The organism is Fibrobacter sp. UWB12, assembly GCF_900142485.1.
In the GTDB taxonomy this organism is placed as follows: Bacteria; Fibrobacterota; Fibrobacteria; order Fibrobacterales; family Fibrobacteraceae; genus Fibrobacter.
On record NZ_FRAZ01000003.1, the window covers coordinates 247,339 to 267,905 of the forward strand.

The 20,567-nt window shown below is 47.3% G+C and carries 16 protein-coding genes; 13 read left to right on the forward strand and 3 right to left on the reverse strand.

All coding sequences use genetic code 11. The features are described from left to right. Window positions 1-28 precede the first annotated feature (28 nt). A complete protein-coding gene (locus BUA34_RS05885) occupies window positions 29-1,582 on the reverse strand; it encodes an SLC13 family permease (RefSeq protein WP_072827806.1) in 1,554 nt (517 codons plus the stop codon). Window positions 1,583-1,684: 102 nt separating this feature from the next. Next, window positions 1,685-2,932 (reverse strand): peptidase T, encoded by a 1,248-nt coding sequence (pepT, locus tag BUA34_RS05890; protein ID WP_072827807.1) that lies wholly within the window; start codon window positions 2,930-2,932, stop codon window positions 1,685-1,687. 117 nt (window positions 2,933-3,049) lie between these two features. Between pepT and BUA34_RS05895 the strand changes: the two genes are divergently transcribed. From BUA34_RS05895 to BUA34_RS05950, 12 genes are all read left to right on the forward strand, one after another. Then, complete coding sequence (locus tag BUA34_RS05895; protein WP_072827808.1) at window positions 3,050-3,760, forward strand: nitroreductase family protein; 711 nt, start codon at window positions 3,050-3,052, stop codon at window positions 3,758-3,760. A gap of 221 nt (window positions 3,761-3,981) precedes the next feature. Then, entirely contained in the window at window positions 3,982-4,485 is a 504-nt protein-coding gene (locus BUA34_RS05900; protein WP_083579750.1) for an RNA polymerase sigma factor, read from the forward strand. Further along, window positions 4,482-5,285, forward strand: a complete 804-nt coding sequence (locus tag BUA34_RS05905) for a hypothetical protein (RefSeq protein ID WP_139255885.1) — start codon at window positions 4,482-4,484, stop codon at window positions 5,283-5,285. The genes BUA34_RS05900 and BUA34_RS05905 overlap by 4 nt, the downstream gene beginning before the upstream one ends. Window positions 5,286-5,290: 5 nt before the next feature. Continuing rightward, complete coding sequence (locus BUA34_RS05910; protein WP_175545423.1) at window positions 5,291-7,564, forward strand: caspase family protein; 2,274 nt, start codon at window positions 5,291-5,293, stop codon at window positions 7,562-7,564. Between the two features lie 153 nt (window positions 7,565-7,717). Beyond that, window positions 7,718-10,189 (forward strand): TonB-dependent receptor plug domain-containing protein, encoded by a 2,472-nt coding sequence (locus BUA34_RS05915; RefSeq protein ID WP_254794347.1) that lies wholly within the window; start codon window positions 7,718-7,720, stop codon window positions 10,187-10,189. Further along, on the forward strand, window positions 10,173-11,990 hold the full coding sequence (locus BUA34_RS05920; RefSeq protein ID WP_072827812.1) for a DUF4249 family protein: 1,818 nt from the start codon (window positions 10,173-10,175) through the stop codon (window positions 11,988-11,990). Before BUA34_RS05915 ends, BUA34_RS05920 begins: the two co-directional genes overlap by 17 nt. 79 nt (window positions 11,991-12,069) lie before the next feature. Further along, a complete protein-coding gene (locus BUA34_RS05925) occupies window positions 12,070-12,900 on the forward strand; it encodes a DUF3450 family protein (protein WP_072827813.1) in 831 nt (276 codons plus the stop codon). Next, window positions 12,897-14,522, forward strand: coding sequence for a MotA/TolQ/ExbB proton channel family protein (locus BUA34_RS05930; protein WP_072827814.1), 1,626 nt, complete (start codon window positions 12,897-12,899; stop codon window positions 14,520-14,522). Before BUA34_RS05925 ends, BUA34_RS05930 begins: the two co-directional genes overlap by 4 nt. Further along, window positions 14,515-15,279, forward strand: coding sequence for a MotA/TolQ/ExbB proton channel family protein (locus BUA34_RS05935; protein ID WP_254794348.1), 765 nt, complete (start codon window positions 14,515-14,517; stop codon window positions 15,277-15,279). Before BUA34_RS05930 ends, BUA34_RS05935 begins: the two co-directional genes overlap by 8 nt. Before the next feature lie 10 nt (window positions 15,280-15,289). Continuing rightward, the gene (locus tag BUA34_RS05940; protein WP_072827815.1) at window positions 15,290-15,694 is read left to right on the forward strand and encodes an ExbD/TolR family protein; all 405 of its coding nucleotides are present in this window, start codon (window positions 15,290-15,292) and stop codon (window positions 15,692-15,694) included. Window positions 15,695-15,879: 185 nt separating this feature from the next. Continuing rightward, window positions 15,880-16,527, forward strand: a complete 648-nt coding sequence (locus BUA34_RS05945; protein ID WP_072827816.1) for an energy transducer TonB — start codon at window positions 15,880-15,882, stop codon at window positions 16,525-16,527. 1 nt (window position 16,528) lies between these two features. Next, window positions 16,529-17,554, forward strand: coding sequence for a tetratricopeptide repeat protein (locus BUA34_RS05950; protein WP_072827817.1), 1,026 nt, complete (start codon window positions 16,529-16,531; stop codon window positions 17,552-17,554). Window positions 17,555-17,582: 28 nt separating this feature from the next. Here BUA34_RS05950 and BUA34_RS05955 read toward each other — a convergent pair whose 3' ends face one another. After that, window positions 17,583-18,581, reverse strand: coding sequence for an ORF6N domain-containing protein (locus BUA34_RS05955; protein ID WP_072827818.1), 999 nt, complete (start codon window positions 18,579-18,581; stop codon window positions 17,583-17,585). Window positions 18,582-19,428: 847 nt separating this feature from the next. On the opposite strand from BUA34_RS05955, the gene dcm reads away from it, so the two are divergent. Further along, complete coding sequence (gene dcm, locus BUA34_RS05965; protein ID WP_072827820.1) at window positions 19,429-20,565, forward strand: DNA (cytosine-5-)-methyltransferase; 1,137 nt, start codon at window positions 19,429-19,431, stop codon at window positions 20,563-20,565. Window positions 20,566-20,567: the final 2 nt, after the last annotated feature.

Consider the following 20,567-nt stretch of genomic DNA (forward strand, 5'->3'; position numbering starts at 1 on the left):
ATGAATCTGATAAGTTTAACTTATATTATTAAAATGGAAAAATCAATGTTGTTATAAATATGTTTGCGGCTAGGATGATAAAATTCATCGGAAGACCGATTTTAACAAAATCTGTAAAACGATAACCTCCCGGCCCGTAAACGAGCATGTGGGTGGGGGAGCCAATTGGGGTGGCAAAGCTACTGCTTGCAGCAATCATCAATGCAATGCAGAATGTGAGTTGATTTACGCCAAGGGCATTTGCTGCGCTCATTGCGATGGGGCAGAACAAGGCTGCGGCAGCCGTGTTGCTGATGAATTCGGTGATGAATGTCGCTACAACGCACATGATGGCAAGCGTGATATAGGGGTTACTCCCGCTAACGCTCAAAATGCTGCTTGCAATTTTTGAGGCGACTCCTGTGGTTTCAAGCGCTTTACCGAGGCAAATGCTACCTGCAAAAACAATGATGATTTCCCAGTTGATGGCGCTCATCGCTTGGTTGCTTGAACAGCAACGAAAAACAATCATGGCGGCGGCCGCCAGTAAACAAGATGAGAGCAACGGCAAAATATTGAATGCCGAAAGAAGTACCATGGCAATCATGATGGCTGCAGAAATGGCTGTTTTCTTCCCGAATTTTTTGCCAACTGTGGCGTTTTCGATAACGCCTTCCAAGTGCTCGTTCTTTAAATGAAGATTATTGCAAATCCATTGGAGTTGATCGGGCCTTCCAGAAACAATGATGTGGTCTGCGCCCATGATGATGGAGTCTGGAGTCGCAACTTCCACTTCGTTATCGAATCGGCGGATGGCAAGAATTGATTTTTTGTCTTTCTCGAAACCGCGCGGATTGCTGTCGTAGATTTCTTGCAAAGTCATGCCGATAAAGTTGTGCTTTGAGGGCACACAAAGTTCCAATGTCATTTCGTCATCGCCAACGCCGCTTAACGGGGACTTGCGTTCGGGTAAGAGTTTTTGCAAAGCGATAATAGACAAAATGCCAACGGCGAGGCAGAATAGCCCGCAAATCGTTGTCGTAAAAATCCCGAGGTGGATGCCGGTCGCATCGGTGTAGAGCCCTGAAATAATGAGGTTTGGCGGGGTTCCGATCAAGGTGCAGATGCCGCCCATTCCCGAAGCGTAACTTAACGGAATCAAAAGCTTGGACGGCGAAATGCCAAGCTTTTTGGACCAAATCTTCACGATGTTGATGAACAAGGCAACGATGGTCGTGTTGGTGAGGAGGGAACTCAAAAGGGCAACGGGGAGCATGAGGCGCGTGATGGCTCCCGTGAGTGTTTTGGGAGTGCCCATCAGGTGCTTGACAATCCAGTTTAAAACGCCTGTCTGGTTGAGGCCTGCAATGACTGCGAAAAGGACTCCGATGACGAGAACGGATGGCGCGCAGAAACCACCAAAAGCACCTTTGACATCAAGGACTCCGCTTATAAATAAGATGGACATGGCGGCGACGAAGATGAGATCGGTGCGCAATTTTGAAAAAATCATTGCGGCAAAAAGCGCAATGATGACGAGGATGGTAAACCAGGCATTCCCCGAAAGACCTAAAAAATTGAAAGCAAGTATTCCCTGTAACATTTTTTCCTTCTTAGGTGAAAATGTATAATAAAATTACGGGAATGTTACGGGAATTTTTATTTCAATTTGGAATGAATCGGGCGCTGGCTGATTTAGCTCTTTTTATCCTCTTGTTTCGGCAATTTTCTTGATGATTTTGACGACCGTTTGCATGCCTTCGACGGTAACGTGCTCGAAGGGGCCGTGGTAGCCGTACCCCCCTGTGCCGAGGTTCGGGCAGGGGAGGCCCATAAAGCTGAGCTTGGCGCCGTCGGTACCGCCGCGGACGGGGTCGCTCACGGCTGTGACACCCTCGGATTCGATGGCGGTGCGGGCGCGCTCAAGGACTTCGGGCGTTTTTTCGATAATTTGCAGCATGTTGCTGTAGGAATGTTTGATTTCGAGTTCGACAACGCCTTCGCCAAATTTTTCGTTGAACTTTTCGGCAATTTCGCGCAGGAATTCCTGACGTTCCTCGAATCTTGTCTGGTCGTGGTCGCGGACGATGTAGCTGAGAGTCGCTTCGGTCACGTCTCCTTGGATGTCGGTCAGGTGATAGAACCCTTCGCGGCCTTCGGTGGTGGCTGGCGTCTCGTTTTCGGGGAGAGACATTGCAATTTCGGCGGCCATAAGGCTTGCATTTTTCATGATGCCCTTGGCTTCGCCGGGGTGCACTCCCTTGCCGTGAATCTTGAATGTAGCGCTTGCGGCGTTAAAGTTTTCGTAGGCGATATCGCCTTCGTAACCGCCATCGACGGTGTAGGCGTATTTTGCCTTGAAGTAGCTCAAGTCCAGGTGGTCGGCTCCGCGTCCGATTTCTTCGTCGGGCGTAAAGCAGACCCAGATGTCTCCATGGCCGGAAAGGTTTTCGTAGCCGCGGCTTTCGGCGTGCCTGTCGGTGTCGGCGAGCTCTTCCATGGCAGTCACGATTTCGGCAATGCCTGCCTTATCGTCAGCACCGAGGAGCGTTGTGCCGTCGGTCGTGATGAGCGTGCGGCCTTTAAGCCATTTGAGTGTCGGAAAGTCATCGACTTTTAGAGTTGCGCCCGAGCCTTTGAGGAGTACGTCGCCACCATCGTAGTCTTCGATGATTTGCGGTTTGGGATTAACACCCGAAAAGTCCGGCGATGTGTCCATGTGGCTGATGAAGCCGATGGGGGTATCGTTTTCGCGGCCTGCGGTGGCTGGTAGGAGCCCGTAAACGTAGCCGTTTTCGTCCATTTTTACTTGCGAAAGGCCGATGCTTTCTAGTTCATCGGCTAGAAATTTGGCAAGTTCCAGTTGCTGCTTGGTGCTCGGACAACTTTCGCTTGATTCGTCTGAGGTGGTAGTAAAGCTAACGTACTTGAGAAAACGATCTTGAACTTTCATATGATCCTATCCCCCAAAAATTAAAAATGACAAAATAATTGATTCACTTTGTTCATATATAATTTATCTTTTTTTTGGTGATAGCGGACACATCGGGTGTTATATAAAGGAGAAAAAATGACTTTGGACGAAGCTGTTTTTGCACGACATTCTGTACGTCGGTATCGCCCTGATTCGCTTACAAAGGAGCAAGTGGAGGAACTACAGGCGCATATTAGAAGGTTGAATGAAACTTTTGCGCTCCACATGCAACTTATTGTGAATGATGATGTGGCTTTTAGTGGCCGCTTGGCTCATTATGGGTCTTTTAGGAATGTAAAAAATTATATCGCCGTTGCGGGGTTAAAATCGACGGCTGGTTGCGAGGCTACGCTTGATGAACGTGCGGGCTACGCGGCGGCGGAACTCGTGCTTTTTGCGCAAACTTTGGGCCTGAATACTTGCGTTGTGGGCCTTACATTCAAGAAAACGCCTACCATTGAAATTGACGATGGCGAAAAACTGGAACTCGTGATTGCACTTGGCTTTGGTGAAACGCAAGGGGTGCAACACCCGATGAAACCGGTGACGCGTATTGCGCCGGATTACGATAAGGCTCCGGATTGGTTTAAGAAGGGAATTGACTACGTTATGCTTGCGCCTTCGGCTTTGAACCAGTTTAAGGCTAAGTTTACTATAGATGAAAGCGGGCGTGTTTTTGCAAAGCACCGTCTGGCTTACTTTTCCAAGGTCGATTTGGGAATTTTCAAGTATTTCTTTGAACTTGGGGCCGGGAAGGAAATTTTCCGCCGTTCCATGCAAACTTTGCGCAGTTCTGACTCGATTTAGCGCTGTCATCCCGGCCGCATCGCATTGTCATCCCAGCCTTGTGCTCTTTGACCACTTGCGCTTAAGCGCTTATGTGGTCATGATCCGCGAATGGGGACGGGATCGCCCTCTTGGGCTTGAAAAAAGGGAGATTCCCGCTCGGAGGCGGGAATGACAGATTATACTTAAATTTTTTTAAATTTTATGGTAACACTTTTAATTACCTCCGGTGTTACATAAACGTGAAAAGCCTAGAAACCTTAAAAAAAGCAGAATTTGCGAAGATTTACGAGAAGTATGCGCCTATGGTCTATAGGCGTTGTCTGCAACTCCTTCGCGATGACGCTGAGGCTAGCGACCTCATGCAAGACGTTTTTTTGCGGATTTATTCTGCAAAGGAACGTTTGGACATGCAATCGCCGAGTAGCCTTTTGTGGAATACGGCAACGAGACTTTGCCTCAACCGCATTCGCGATAAGCGTCGTCGTGGACTTGATGTGGATTCTTCTAGCCTGCTTTTGAGCATCGCTTGTGCCGAAGACGAGCATGACGATTACGAAACGAAAAATGTGCTGGCGAAGCTCTTTTCGAAGGAACCCGAATCTAGCCGCACAATGGCAGTCCTCCATTTTGTCGATGGAATGACGCTTGAAGAGACTGCCCGTGAAGTCGGACTCTCGGTAAGTGGTGTGCGCAAGCGTTTGCGCGGGTTACAGGCCAAAGTTAAAACTCTGGAGGTTCAGTGATGATTCCCGATTGGAAATTAGAACGATTCCTGACTGGCGATTTGCCGGAAGAAGAAATGAATAAGCTTCGCGAACTCGAAGCGAATGATGCCGTATTTGCAAATCGCGTAAAAATGCTCCGCGAAGACAACAAGGCAATTTTGAGCAAGTTGCCGTTTGAAACGCTTGCCGCGAATCTTGGAACGGATGCTGCCGGGATTGCCGCGAAAATTGCTGCGAAAAATGCGGGGCGCTTTACGCTCGTGAAATTTGCGGCTGCGGCGATGTTCGTTTTTGCGATTGCCTTGGTGGCGTTCTTTGCCCAAAGCGAAACTTCCGTGATGAACGAACGCGTGGGTAGCGATGTTGCAACAGTCAATGGTTCGCAAAACACGCAGGTTGCTCTTGCCGAAAATGAATCCGATACGCGAATCAAGGGACTTGACGCCCGCATGGAAGTATGGAAAAAGACTCCGGCAGGAATTGTCCAGCTGAACGATCTTGATTCTGTCGGCGAAGGTGATGAGATTCAATTGCGCTATGCCGTGCCTGAAAAATGCTTTGGACTCCTTTTTAGCATGGACGGCAATGGCGCATTGACTCTCCACATGGGCGATGGAGAAAAGGCTGTTGAACTTGCTCCGGGCAAAATGAATTCGCTCCCGTTTGCGTACAAATTGGACAACGCTCCTTACTTTGAAAAGTTCTTCTTTGTGACGTCTTCCAAGGAATTTGCTGTCGAAGAAAATGATGTCGATAAGTTGCTCAAAAGAAGCGACGTGAAGGTGATTGGTTTTACTCTCAAAAAGGTGGGTAAATAATGTTTATGATTTCGAATAAAGCTTTTGGGGTGTTGTCGGGTTTGTCTTTTGCGTTTATGCTCATTTTGTTGGTTTTTGCATCTAATGCGAATGCCGCAAATGCTACGACAGAGGGCCGTATCAATCGCTATGTGGTTGCCGTCAGTGCCAATAACGGCGGGGCTGGCCGTCCAATGCTGCGCTATGCGGAAAGCGATGCCCGTTCCTTTGCCAAGGTGCTTAAGGAAATGGGTGGCGTGCTTCCGCAGAATGTAATCTTGGTGAAGGAACCGTCTGTGGATGCTTTGCAGAAGGAACTTTCTAAGTTGGATGCAAAGATTTTGCAGGACAAGAGCGTGAGTGGCCGCAATGAAGTGCTCGTTTATTACAGCGGCCATGCCGATGAAAAGGGCCTCCGCTTGGGCGAAGAAACTTACGCCTGGAAGGACTTGCGCGATCGCATTGACGCCCTCAGTGCCGATGTGAAAATTGCTGTGATTGATGCTTGCGGTTCTGGTGCGATTACCCGTGTGAAGGGCGGTAAGGCGGTGCCTGCTTTTATGGTTGACCAGAGCAGTGACATGAAGGGCTATGCGTTTATCACGAGCAGCACGCAAGATGAATCAAGCCAGGAAAGCGATAAACTCAAGGGCTCGTTCTTTACGCACTCGCTTGTGAGCGGTCTCCGTGGCGCAGGCGACTTGAGTAGCGATGGCCGCGTGACGCTCTCGGAAGCGTACCAGTTCGCGTTCAATGAAACATTGCAAAAGACGGAAACGACACTGGGTGGCGCACAGCATCCGAGCCGTGATATGAACCTTGCGGGTACGGGTGACGTGGTGATGACCGATTTACGTGCAACAAGCGCAGGCCTCGATTTGGATGAAAGTGTATATGGACGCCTGTACATTCGCGATAATGCTGGTGAACTCGTGGCGGAACTCAACAAAAAACAGGGACATGCCATGAGCCTTGGGCTCCCTGCAGGGAATTACACGGTAAACCTGCAGCAGAATCTGGATTACATGGGAGCTACGGTTGTGCTTTCGAACGGCAAACGCGAAAAGCTTTCCATTGGCAGTTTCAAGAGCGTCGTTGCGGAACAGACGGTGCTTCGTGGAGAAATAGGTGGCAATAGGAACTGCACAAGCGGCGATACGATTGCTTGCTCGCTTGATTCCCTGGATCATAACGGTAAGTTCCGTACGACGTTTAACTTCGTGAATACGGATAGCGATCCGCGTAAGGGCTTGCAGTTGGGCTTGTTCGTCGCTCGTACGAAGGATTACATGTTGGGTACGCAGGTGAGCTTGTTTGCAAATATTGCTCAAAAGGAAATGCACGGCTTGCAGGCGACAACGATTGTGAACGTGGCAAAAGATCATTTTGAAGGCGCTCAGCTTTCGTCTGTGGCAAACTACGCAGGGTCTTTTGATGGTGCGCAGGTGAGCTCGGTTGTGAACATTGCGAAGGACAAGTCCTCGGGTGCGCAGATTGGTATCGTGAACGTGGCCGTTGATTCGCTGAATGGTTTGCAGGTCTCTGCGGGTGTCAACTATGCGAAAACTACGGATTTGCAAGTGACGGCTGGCGTGAACGTGGCTCAGGCGGCAAAGATGCAAGTTGTTGCGGGTGTCAACTATGCCACGAATTCTAAGCTCCAGATTGCGGCCGGTGTGAACGCGACTCACGTCAACGAACATTTGCAGGTAGGCGTTGTCAACTATGCCACGAATGAAAAGGGTCGCCAGTGGGGTATTATCAATATCTGTGCGCATTGCGAAAAGTCTCCGGTTGGCATCATCAACGTTGTCGGAAACGGCGTATGGAGCGCAACCCCTTACTTGAACGAAATGGGTGCACTTGGAGGATCCCTTCATTTGGGTACTGCCTACTTCTATACCAACATTGAATGGGCGGCATTCTTCAAGAAAGGCCACATCTTTAAGGAGTTCGAAAAGTTCTATGAACACGGTGTGGGTGTTGGCACCCAGTTCGGAAAGTACGGTAGCCATTGGGAATTGGAATACACCTTCTTCAACGTTTACGATAAATTTGGCGTGGATGAAGGCGATTGTAAGTTTGGATACCACCATCGCGGTCGCGTAGGCTATGTTTATCAGGTTGTTCCGGGCTTTGGCCTCTCAGTGGGCGGTACGCTGAACTTGACGAGTGAAGGCTATATAAACAAGTTGTTGCTCAAGCCGCTGGGCGATTACCACGATGATGTGAGCTACAAGAGCCATAAAGGCCGCTGGTGGCCGGGATTCTACGCAGGACTTACCTTCGGTAGATTCTAGTGTTCCATCTTGAGGCTGAGTTGTCATCCCCGACTTGTTCGGGGATTTCCTTTTTTATAAACAAAAAAAATTAAATTTTCAAATTATATGGTAACACTTTTTGCATCTTGAAGTGTTCCATTGGGGAAAGGAATTGAAATTGTAATGAATTTTATGCTGAGAATCGCTGTTTCTGTTTTAATTGTGGTCGCGTTTGCGTCGGCTCGCGATAGCATTGTCTTTAATGGGGTTGTTCAAGATGCGTCTTTTGGAGCTCACGAAAAGCTGAATGTCGAAATTCTTGAAACGGGCGAGGCGCTGCAGACAACGGTCGGAAATCCCTTTAGCGTGGTGCTCCCGGAAGATACGCTTTGGAACGTGTGCGTCACGAATTCCGATACAGCGGGGGCTGAAAAAGAAAAATGCTATGAGTTGATTTATCTTGGAAACGACAGCACGTTCAGCATGACGCTTGGTCCAGAAAGCGTTGTCTCAAGTGAAAACAATGGTGGGGAGGGCTCTCCCCTCGCGTCCGCCGCGCAGGCGGCTCCCGCTACCCCTTCTAGCGGGGACACCCCGCAACGCCCCGATGTAGAATCTGCACAGGATAGCGCGAAAAGTGTCGACGTCGATGCGCTCCTGGCTGCAGGTGGCGCAAATTCAAAAATTACCGAGCTTAAAAAAGTCGTGGTGCAGTTGCGTCGCCGTCCTAAGCGTAAACCGGGTGAATCCGTGGTGAGCGCAAAGTCCATCAAGCGCATGCCGGGCCTTGCCGAAGCCGATGTGATTAAGAGCATTCAGGCGCTCCCGGGCGTTGTCGCAAGTTCCGATTTCAGTTCCAAAATTTATGTGCGCGGTGGTGCTGCCGACCAGAACTTGTTCTTGTTCGACAATGCGGTTGTCTATTCTCCGGTGCATTTCTTTGGACTTTTCAGCACGTTCCTCGTCGAAGGTATTGACGATGTGCAATTCTACAAGAGTGGTTTCCCGGCGCAGTACGGTAACCGCCTGAGTTCCGTGCTCAAGATGGATGGCCGTGCCGGCGGTCAGGATTCTGTGGAAGAATGGTTCAGCAAGTCGAGCATTAAAATCAGTACGTTTGCGGCACAGCTCCATACTGAAGGTCATAAGGGCCCGGCTCGCTGGGTACTTGCGGGGCGTACGACTTACATCGGCTACATTCTTGATTTGTGCAATGCCATTGGGCTTTTGGACCTTGATCTCGATTATGAATTTACGGACTTGCAGGGTACATTTATGTACGACTTTTCTAAAGATACCCGACTCAAGTTCAGCTATTACATTGGCAAGGACCGCTTGGAATTTGACCCGCTTTACATGGACTGGGGTAATGTTGCGATACCGCTTGGATTCTACCACCGGATTAATGGCGATTGGGATTACAATGCGACACTCGCTTACAGCAAATTCTACCAGACGATGAAGGTGAGCGACCTCATGTCCATTGAAATGTTCCTCTATACATTTGCCGGTAAGCAGTGGTTGAATTATCGTGGTATCGACAATCATACAGTTACGATGGGCTACGAACTAGAATATGATTATGAACGCTATCAAGAAGCGATGGCTTCGATGACAATTAAGGACATTCAAAAAACTTTCCATCATGTCGCTTATGTGCAAGATGCATGGAAAATAAATCCCGATTACTTGTTGCAATATGGTTTGCGTTTCAATTATCAAACGGCTGCGAAACATTTTGGTGTGGAACCGCGCGCCTCGCTGAACATCAATCTCGATGATACAAAGTCGCTGGAACTTTATGGCGGTTACTACTTGCAATACTTGAATTCGATTGTCTATACAGACCAAGAAACGTTGAACGAATTTTATTACCCGGCAACGACAACAACGAAGGGCAAGCAGACAAAACCGTCATCGTCATGGTTGTTTGCTGCGGAATATAGCCAACGCGACCTCTTTGAAGGCTACGATTTTACAGCAGGCGTTTATTACAAGTCGCAAAGCGATTTGAATACGTTTAAGGCTGTTCTTGATAGTAATGAAGAAACTGCTTCGGATGAATTTGTAGTCGCAGATGGCTTTGGTACGGCAGAAGGCTATTCCCTTGGTTACGAGCTATCGCTCCGTAAAGATAAAGGTTGGTGGTTTGGCGGAATCAACTGGAGCCAAAGTCTTAGCGTTGCACGAACAAATGATGGGACCAAGGCTTATTTTCCGAGTTGGCATCAGCCGTATGCATTAAAGTTGGATTTGGGGATTAATTGGAAGGGCGGTGATGATGCTCTTTGGAGACACAAGAAAAAAGGGCGCTATTTCCGTTCGTCACTTGCACTGAAGTATTCGTCGGGTATGCCGATCAGTGAATACAAAGGATATTACGTTTCGCAAGATTTAGGGCACCAAAGATACTCAGATGAAGTTGTCGTGATTCCGGGAAGCCGCAATGCGGGCCGCCAAACAGATTACTTCCGCGTTGACTTGAAAGCTATCGATATAGGCCGTGAAGGCAAGTGGAATTTTAGTTGGACGATTATCAACTTGACAAATCACGAAAACATGTTCTTTACCTATTACGATACGAAAAAGACTCCTCCGAAGAAAACAGAAATTACTCAGTTCCCCTTTTTACCGATTATGCTGAATTATGAATACTACTTCTAGACGAAAGAATGAATGTGTCATCCTGAGCGAAGTCCGCAAGGACGTAGTCGAAGGATCCAGTGCCTTTTTATTGTGCATCTTGGTGATGCTTTTAGTCGCTTGCGATTTCCATGGCCCGTGGGAATACTATCCTGAGGAACGTGATATCTATACCGGCATTTATACGTACGGTTACATTGTCGCGGGTGAAAGGCCGGAGGTTTGTTTCTCGAAAGTCTATGAACTTGATGAAACAACGGCAGAAAACTTTGCATTTTACAAAAACGCCAAGGTGACTATGAAAGGTCGCTTTGGAGGTGAATTTGGTAAAGGTGAAGAAGAGACGATTCAACTTACGGCATCCGGTAGCACTCCAAATTGCTTTTATCCATCGTCTTACTTGATGGTTTCGAAATGCATTCCTGCGGCTGGATATGTTACATGCGGACCCAATTATACAGGTATCGAAGGCGAAACATACACGCTTGAAGCGACATTTGAATGGGATAGTGCAGGCCATTATGTAGAATCGACGTATAAGGCTAAAGCGACAATTCCAAACCCTGTGAAGGTCAAGGGTTTCAATATCCCCAAGCAAGACGGAAGTTTTGAATGGGTGGAGTATAATGATGGCGATGTAGTTGAAATGGATTTCTTGGAATACCCGATGGATATGGAATTTGTAAGAGCTGCATTAGACTATGACCATTCTGTCCGTGGCGTTTTATCCATAATGAATTACGGTTCCAAGAACGGTGAGGCCACGAACACGACCGTCAATAAAATGTTTGAAGGCTTTACCTCTGAAGATGAAGATGGCTACCGCGGCATTGCAATGCACGATCCTTTGGAAACGCAGCAGAATCTCGGGTATGCCGCAAACTATATAATTGGTGGTATCAAAAATTTGGATACTCTTCACCTGACGAATATGATGCTTCCGGTGGGCCAATTTTCTGTAGATCTTTATTCAACGGATGAGTCCTATATTGATTATGTGAATAAGGTAAAACAGTCTGTTTCGGATTCACGTGTTGTTCCTGAATCCAATATCGAAAATGGAATGGGCGTGTTTACAGGAATGGCGCGTACAACAGTGTTTATGAAAGTGAACTCTGAAAAATGGGTGAGTATGAAACGCATTGCGAATCGACATTGTAAAAATGAAGATGGAGATAATTCAAAAGGTTGGGATTCAAAAGGTTGTAGACTTTATTTGGATGTTTATTGTGCTGGACGTGGCCCCTCTAGCGACTTGGAATCGGCGAATGAAAATGCTTATTTGTATTATAGCAATAGCGACCTCGAATATGTCGAAAACGAAGACGTTTGCTATCCATCTCGTGTAAAAGCGGCTATGATGCAAGCAAACGAAGAAGATTGGGATGTTGACAAGTGGAGCAAGTATCTGCCTGATACCATTACTGCTGAGAAAAAGTCAATGGCTTATGCCGATGGATTAAAACGATATTGCGTGGCTAGTAATTTTAAAAATAACGATATCGCAAATTGTACGAATTTAAAGACAATGTGTAACGATAGCTTGTCTAAAAATGAATGTAATTCTTATTTGTGGCTCTGGTGCTCTGATCGCAATTGGAATTACAAGAAGTATCCGCAATGTGGCCCTGCCATGGTAAGCCGCTATGTTGTGGACGGTTTGAAATCGACTATATGGGAAAAAGAAGTCAAAAAATGGTGTGAAGACCCCTGCAATGAAGAATATGCTGTTTGCAAAGATTTAGGCTACAAGCATGAAGGTACTAAGGTTTGTGTTGAGCCTATAACATATTCGACAGGAGGAACTCGTGCTGTATATTAAAGAGGTTTGTTTTTAAGAAAATTAAATTTTCATTTTTCTGGTGACAGATTTAAGTAGCTTAGGTGTTACATAGGTGAATATGAAAAAGAAACTTGTTATTATTTTGATGTCAGCCTTTTTGGCGGTGAATGCTTTTGCGGATTACGAGTCCGAGATTCGTGACTTGAAGATGCAAAAGGAAAAGTTGAATTCCGAGATTCAAAAGCTGAATGTGAAAATCGCATCGACAGATTCGATGCTCCGTGCGGATGTTTCGCGCCATAAGGTGCTTGAACAGCGCTACAAAGCGGATTCGGATCGTCGCGTTGCAGAAATCGACAGCCTGAATGCGAAAATCCGTAAGGTGGCCGCAAGCCTCCAGCAAGAGCGCAACAAACAAGCCCGTGCAAAGAATCGCAGTGAAAATGTGGCTGCGAAGCGCCGCGCCTTGCGCCTGGAACTTGCAAAAATCAGCAAAAAGCTGGAATCGCAAATTGCACAGACTCTTCCGTGGGAACGCGAAAGCAGGCTGGATCGCGCCAAGTCGCTCACTCGTGAAATCGAAAGCGGCAATGCTTCCGAAGAAGAAGCTTTTTCTCGCCTCAAGTCCTTGCTGAATGAAGAAATCAAGTTCGGTGACGAAGTTGCGATTGTCAATAGCCCATTGACTCGCAAGGATGGCGAAATCGTGAACGCTTCGATCCTCCGCATTGGTAACCAGTGGATGGTTTATGTGGACGAAAACGGCGCACAGTATGGTCGCCTCGAACGCAAGATTGAAAATGGTAATGTTGTGTACGAATGGAATGAAAACCTGAATCTAGAGGAACGCGCAGCGGTGAAACTTGCAATTGATGTGAAACAGGCGAAAAAGCCTCCTCAGATTGTGAACTTGCCGGTAAGTTTGTCTGTTGTGGGAGGTGCAAAATGAAAACAAGCGTCATTCTGAGCGAAGAAAAAAACGTCATTGCGAGCCGCGAAACGGCGAAGCAATCTATGCGTCAAATCATTTTTGCATTTGTCTTATTGCTCGCCTCCTCCGCCTTTGCTTGGCCGTGGTCTAATGACGGTAAGAAAAGCGCCGAAGACGAAGCTCGCATCAAGGATTCTTTGTTGCAAGTCGAAGTGCGCAACTTGCAGCGCGAAGTCGAAACGCTCACTCGCATCCGTATGCAAAAAGCAGATTCCCTCGAAAAGCTCGATGCCAAGCATTGGAGCAATCGCTATGCGGAATCGCAAATGACGGAAGAACACCAGAACAAAACGCGTGAGCTTGACGGTCGCTATTCGAAACTTTCGACAGATCTTGGCCGCATCACCGAAGAAGCGATGTCGAGCAAGAACATCACCGAAGAAGCCGAAGAAAAATCTAAGAGTGAAGAAATCGCCTTTGATGCCCTCAATACGCAGGTGAAACTTTCGATTGAAAAGACGCTTGGCGATGTCGCTGGCGATTATCCGGTCGGAATGAACGCTCGCTTGTTGCGCTTGAAGCAGGCGAACATTGAAGCCGAAAAGAAGGTGCCGAATACGATTGCTGCGGTACAAGGCTTTATGGATGATTTGCTGAAACGTCACGAAGTCACTTATACGCAATTCTATGGCAATGAAGTTTCGCAGGTGGGCTCTCGCCCGGATGTGAATGTGACTCGCATGCGCTTGGGAACTGTGTTCCTCGGTGAAGTTGCAAACGACAATGGCGATGTGCAGGCACTGATGCGTTCTGGTGCATTGCAAGGAAAAATTTTTGAATGGAATGCAGGTTTGCCGACTGAAATGGCGACGAACATCAAGGCTGCTGTGAAACAGGCAGAAACAGTGACGAGTTCTGCAACGGGCAATCAGTCTGCGACTATCGCAATTCCTCTGGATGTGCTGCAAAATAAGGCTATCAAGAATTCTATTTCTGATGTTAAGGAACTCACCTGGACGGAACAGTTCCATGCGTTCTTCAAGAAGGGCGGTATCGTGATGTATCCGCTGATGCTTGTGGCGATTATTGCGCTCCTCCTGTTCCTTGAACGTTTCGTGATGCTTTCTTATCGCGGTCATCTCGGTCGTCGCTTTACCAAGACGATGAATGAACTTGTTGCTGAGAAAAAGTACAATGAAGCTGCAAACCTTTGCCTTAAAAAAGAGACGAGCCTTGCAATGGTGCTGTTTGCCGTGCTCAACAAGGTGAACGATACACGCGAAAATGCGGAACGCGCCTTGCAAGAAGCTTTGCTCCGTGAACAGCCGAAACTCGAACGTCGCATGGGCCTTTTGGCTGCGATGGGAACTATCGCTCCGCTTTTGGGCCTGTTGGGTACGGTGACTGGTATCATCACGCTCTTTACCGTGATTACCGAAGTTGGAACAAATGATGCTCGTGTGCTCGCTGGTGGCATTTCCGAAGCGCTTGTCACGACTGAAACCGGCTTAATCATCGCTATCCCCGTGATGATTTTGCATGGCCTGTTGAGCGAAAAAATTGAAAAGATTACCAGCGAACTCTATGTACAAAGCACCTCGCTTATGAATAAAGTCTTCGGGAAGGAAAAAGTTGACTGATTTTCATTACATATTCATAGAATCCCTGCGGAATACGTATGAGGCGGGTGGGGTGGTGATGCTCCCCATTCTCTTGGCGGGTGTTGTCGGGTTCTACTTCCTGTTTGCGAGCTGGCTGCGCATTGGTAGCGACTTTTTCAAGAATGATATTCATAAAGTCGTAAGGCGCATGCAACGCAGCTTGACTGGCGAAAAAGCTGGTGACGGAACAGAGTCTAGCACTGATGAACAGCGTGTTCAGGTGACTTTGACAAAACTTCGCAAACGTGGTGGATTCCTCTCGCGAGAACTTTCGTACGCAATTGAAGTCGCTCGGAAAAATTATGATGAGTTCCGCGACTATATGCAAGTGCGTATGATGAAAAGCGTGCGTTACATGGAACAGGGAAATCACATTGTTTCTGTGATGGCGGCTGCCGCTCCGCTCTTGGGCTTGCTTGGAACAGTCACGGGGATGGTTTCTACTTTCGAAGTGATCACGCTATACGGTAACCAGAATCCCGTGCTGATGGCGGATGGAATTTCGGAAGCGCTGATTTCGACGCAGAGTGGACTTTTAATTGCGTTCCCGCTGACGCTCTTGAAACAACGTTTGGACGAACGCATTGAAATCTTGAAACAGGAAATGGAACTTGGCGCAACTGTGATTGACAACTATTTTGCAACCCGTGCTGATGACTCTCGCATTAATGAAACTTATGCAGACGACTCTTGCATTTTACGTCATTGCGAGCCGCGAAGCGGCGAAGCAATCTAAGAGGTTTATTATGGACTTTAATTTACCGAGAAGAAAACAGAAAGACGTGGGCATCGAAATGGGCCCGCTCATGGACATAGTGTTCATCCTCCTCATCTTTTTTGTGGTGACGTCGTCATTCACTCGCGAAACGGGCGTGGATGTGACAAAACCGCAGGCGCAATCTGCAAGCCAACTTGAAAAAGAAAACTTGCTCATTGCCATCACGCGCGAAGGAACAATCCACATGAATGAACGCCAGGTGGATTTGGCGAGCCTGCAAGATATCTTGAAGCAGTCGCTTGCGAAAGCGCCCGATCGTGAAGCCGTTGTAATTGCGGATAAAGAAGCCGAAACCGGCGTGCTCGTTCAGGTCATTGATATGTGCAATTTGGCCGGAGTCAAGAAAGTCTCCATCGCCGCCCAAGCCGAGTGACGGTTTGTGTCACCCCGGACTCCGTTCCGGGGGCGCCATTCGCGGAAAATCGTCCTGAGGACCATAGGGTTCAAAAATACGTCATTGCGAGCGTAGCGAAGCAATCCAGTAAAAATCTTGAAATTGCATCTTGTCATCCTGAGCGAAACGAAGTGTAGTCGAAGAATCCAGTGAAGTTTTTAATTATGCAAAAGTTTATAAAAAAGTTTTTAAAGCGTTTTACAATCCTTCTCGCAGCGATTCTCGCGAGTCTGGTTCTCGTATTTTCTGTGACGATGGCGAACTTGTTCTTGAACGGCAAAGTATTCCATGAAAGAAAATTTGTCAAGACCGAAGTCTCCGTGAAGAAAATTGAAGAAGTCGAAAAGAAAGTCGAGAAAAAACATACCGCGCGCAAACCGAACCGCCAAAAGTCCAATTCGCGCTCGCCCAAAGCGGGGCCGCGTTTTGCAATGAACCTTGGTGTTGCTTCGGGTACGGCTGGTGCTGCTATTAGCGACGAACTTGTGGCCGATTTCCGTGGTGGCGCCATGTCTACCGGAAAGGGCGATGTCGATAAAAAACCGGAAAGCCGCTCTATTGCAAATTTCCAGGTGCCGCCGCAAATTCGTGACCGAGAAATTGATGCAATGCTGCGCTTGAGCTTTTGTGTTGACGTTGGCGGCCGCGCTTACGATATCAAGGTGATTGAAGAATCTCCGGTAGGCTCGGGACTTGCGCAAGCGGGGAAGGATGCTATCGCTCGTATGACTTTTGCACCTGCCGAAAAAGATGGCAAGGCGGTCGCCTTCTGCGGAATGGAACAACCCTTCGAAGTGAAATTTAGAGACTAGTATGAAATCATTTTTTCTTGTTTTGCTTTTTGTAATGTCGTCGTTTGCGGCCCAGTCCTCCTTTGACTTGATGGAACGCGCAAACGCCCTTTATCGTGATGGAAAGTTCAAGCAAGCTATTATGCTGTACCATAAAGCACAAGACCGCGGCGCCGATCCCGTTGCCGTGAGTTTCAATGTCGCGAACAGCTACTATCAAATGGGAAAATTCCCGGAAGCCGCCGCCGCTTACCGTAAAGCCGTAGATTTTTCCGAAGGCAATTTTGCTCCTGCGCTTTTCAACATGGCGAGCGTCTATTTCCGCCTCAGACAATATCCCGAATGTATTGCCGTTTATCACAGGGCGTTAAAACTTGACCCGAACAACATTTCTGGCTGGCTCTATCTAGGCGAAGCCTATTCCAAAACTGGCGACAAAGTTGGTGCCCTCCGTGCCATCGAAAATGCTTACGGTCTCGACAAAAATGACATTAGCATAGTTTATCAGCTCTCCGAGGCAAACATAGCTTTGAACGATTTTGACCGAGCCGTCACCGTAATCCGCGAAGGCTACACGCTCCATCCCGAAGAAACGGATTTCTTGGTTTATCTTGGTGATGTTCATCGTTTGAACAAAAATTATGACGAAAGTGCAAATGCCTACCGCGAAGCGCTCAGCATCAAAAACGATGATGTGCAGATTATGTATAAACTTGCCGATGTCCTCGCCGAAGACAAAAAGCCCTACATTGCAATGGAAATCTTGAATAACATTCTGCAAATCAAACCCGATTTTTCTGATGCTGCAATCTTTATGGGCAATCTCGCGTACGATGCCAAGTTCTATGATCGTGCGGAATCAGCTTACGAACTTGCCGCCAAGAACGGAAACTCCGAAGCAGTCTTTGGCTTCAAGAATATGGCCTACGATGCCCACGCGCAAAAACGCGACGATGAGGCTGTGCGCCTGCTGAATGTCGCGCTTAAATATTACCCGAACGATGGTTCCTTGCAAGCCGATTTGCTGGAATTGCAATCCGAGAAGTGAAATGAGGAAAATAACCCCCCGCAGAACTCTAATCCGCATTGTCACCTTGTAATGCCTGGCTTTCTTTTTCTGCCTGAATCTTCTGCGATTCCTTCAGCACTTCGTCCAATGTGAAATCTTCCTGCGTAAAGAAGAACGTATTCTTGCCAAGGTCCTTGAGCGAAGCCCCGAAGTGGTAGGCCGTATCGTCTATGAACAAGAATCGGTCGTGCATTCCGTAACTTGGCAAGACTTGCATCGGGCTGTCAGGATATTGTTCGTTGTAAGTGGCTAGGTCCATTTCAAGGACTTTGCTTTTGTCGTAGGTGTAGATTGTCACAGAAACGCCCTTTTCCCGTTTGAGCATCATGGTCAACGTTTTTTCAGTCACGTACCTGTCGACAAGTACGATTCTTTTCTTTGCCTGACGAATCAGGTCGCAGACAAATACATAGGCATCGAACTCCTGGTTGTTGTAAAATAAACCCTTGGTTTTGAGCTCGCCACGGTCCATCGCCTCGAAAAGTTCGTCAAATTTTCGGTCATGGTCAAGCAGATGCTCGTCATGACCAGTCAAGCGGCTGTCCTGTTCCAAATCCTTTGCTTCTACATTTGAAAGACGGTTGATAAGACCGCCGTTACCCATCATAAGGTGACGCAATTGCACGAAAGCCCGCATGATGGCTATGTTGACTTTGATTGCTGTCTCGCTTTTTAGAACCGAAGACAGCATCGCAACGCCTTGTTCGGTAAAAACATATGGAAAATATTGTCGGCCTCCTCTGGTTTCGGTTTTTGTGGTCGCAATTTGCGATCTCAAAAATTTATGCTCCGTGGCATCCAGTTGAAAGCAGAAATCTTTAGGAAAGCGCTCAATGTTGCGCTTTACCTGCTCATTTATACGCTTCGTTTCCACCCCGTAAAGCGTTGCCAAATCGCGGTCTAGCAACACTTGCTTGCCTCGAATGACTTGAATCATCTTTCCGATGCCCGACTCCATAAGCGGGTTAAGTGCGATATCATCCGTTTTTTCGGTCTTTCTAGCCATCTTCTACTCCTTCCGCCTACAAGCAAAAAAAGGCGGGGTAAAGTGTTCTCGATACAAATATACATTCTTCGGATGTCACATTATGACAATTGGCGATTTTCGCGAAAATTTTGATAATTTCGAGGAAAATCGACCCCTGCAGGCGGTTGAATTCTGCGTTTTTACGCTTTTTTCTTGCCTTCCGAGCGTGGCGTCACCTTTTGACATCGGAATAATCTATATTTCACCCGTAAAATAGAGTTTTCTCTTGTTCTCTATCTGAAACTTCGACAATTTCAACAACGGGAACAAGACGGACGCTCACGTCTGCGACAGGTCACCGCCTGCCGCATCGTTTGGTTACATAGCAAATTTGTATTTGTTTATGCCGCACGACCTTTTGGGGCGTGAGTTGTTTGCGTTTATTCGTTGTGGGCAGTCGAAGGCCTCAGGTAGGTAAATGCATTCAACTCCACGCCTTTTTTGTTTCCAAAAAAGACTGGACTAGTGCCGAACAGGGGTAGACTCGCTGAGTTTTGCTCTTGTCCTCTATCTGGAACTTCGACAATTTCAACAACGAGAATAAGACAATGACTCGCCATCGCCCGTGGATTGCATGGGCGTAGTGTACCCTGGGCGTGCTGTATCCGCCCGGGATGTTTTGCAACGTCATTGCGAACCCTGAAAGGGTGAAGCAATCCATTGCAAGATTGTGCGGGTGTATTGTATTCTTTTGAAAATGTCGCGCTTTTAGGCGAGGAGTGAGTCGGCTCCCCGCCGTTTTTTTTGCTTGCACCCCGGCTAAGCGAATCGGCCAGAACCGCTCCCGTGAGAGTGAACTCGTTCACTTTCAAAACGGAGCGAAAAGATGCCCGAGAAAAGCGCCAAGACAACGGCAAAGAATAAGCCCAGAGCGACAACATTCACTTTTATTGATTTGTTCGCAGGAATTGGTGGATTTCATCAGGCAATGCATAGTGTCGGCGGCAAGTGCGTATTTGCCAGTGAGTGGGATGAAAACGCTCGCTTATCCTATGAAGCCAACTATAAGAAAATTGCTCCACAACTTTTCAAAAACGATAATAAGAATTTCAATAGCGATATAACAAAAGCTGACCCGAAGGAAATTCCTGATTTTGACGTATGTTGCGCCGGTTTTCCTTGTCAACCATTTTCCATTGCCGGACTTCGTCGCGGATTTGAAGATACTCGCGGAACACTGTTCTTCAATATCGCCAATATTATCAAAACAAAAGAAGCGAAAAAAAGCCCACCCAAAGTTCTTTTGCTTGAGAACGTGAAAGGTCTCAAAAATCACGACCATGGAAATACATTGAAAGTGATTTTAGCCACGTTAGAAGAACTCGGGTATCGCTACTCCATTGAAGTTCTGAACGCAAAGTATTTTGGCGTCCCGCAGAACAGGGAGCGTCTTTTTATTGTCGCATGGAATAAAGAATCTGTCAAAGCGAAAAATTTCAAATTCCCCTATGGCATAGACGAAAAGGGAAGGACCCTTTACTCAATTGATGAAGCAAAAGAAAAAGCAAAACAGACTAAAGTATCGGACATCTTTGAACCTAAAGATAGCTTAGACCTCCATTACACAATTAGTGATAGAATGTGGGAAGGTCATCAGAAACGGAAAGAACGAAACCGTCAAAATGGCAAGGGTTTCGGGTATTCTCTATTCAATGATGATTCTCCCTATGCAAGTACAATCTCTGCAAGGTATTGGAAAGACGGCAGCGAGATTCTAATAGACCAATCTGCTGAAGGGAAAAATCCGAGAACGCTGACTCCTGTAGAAGCAGGACGCTTGCAAGGTTACAACATTGCTGGTGCCGGATGGGAAACCAATCACCATGATCAGATATCGGAACAGGTGCCGTATAAGATTGTGGTTTCTCGAAAGGAAGCGTATCATCAATTCGGAAATAGTGTTGCTGTTCCGGTAATCAAACGACTTGCCAAAGAAATCAAGAATCAACTTTTAGAGGGGTGAGT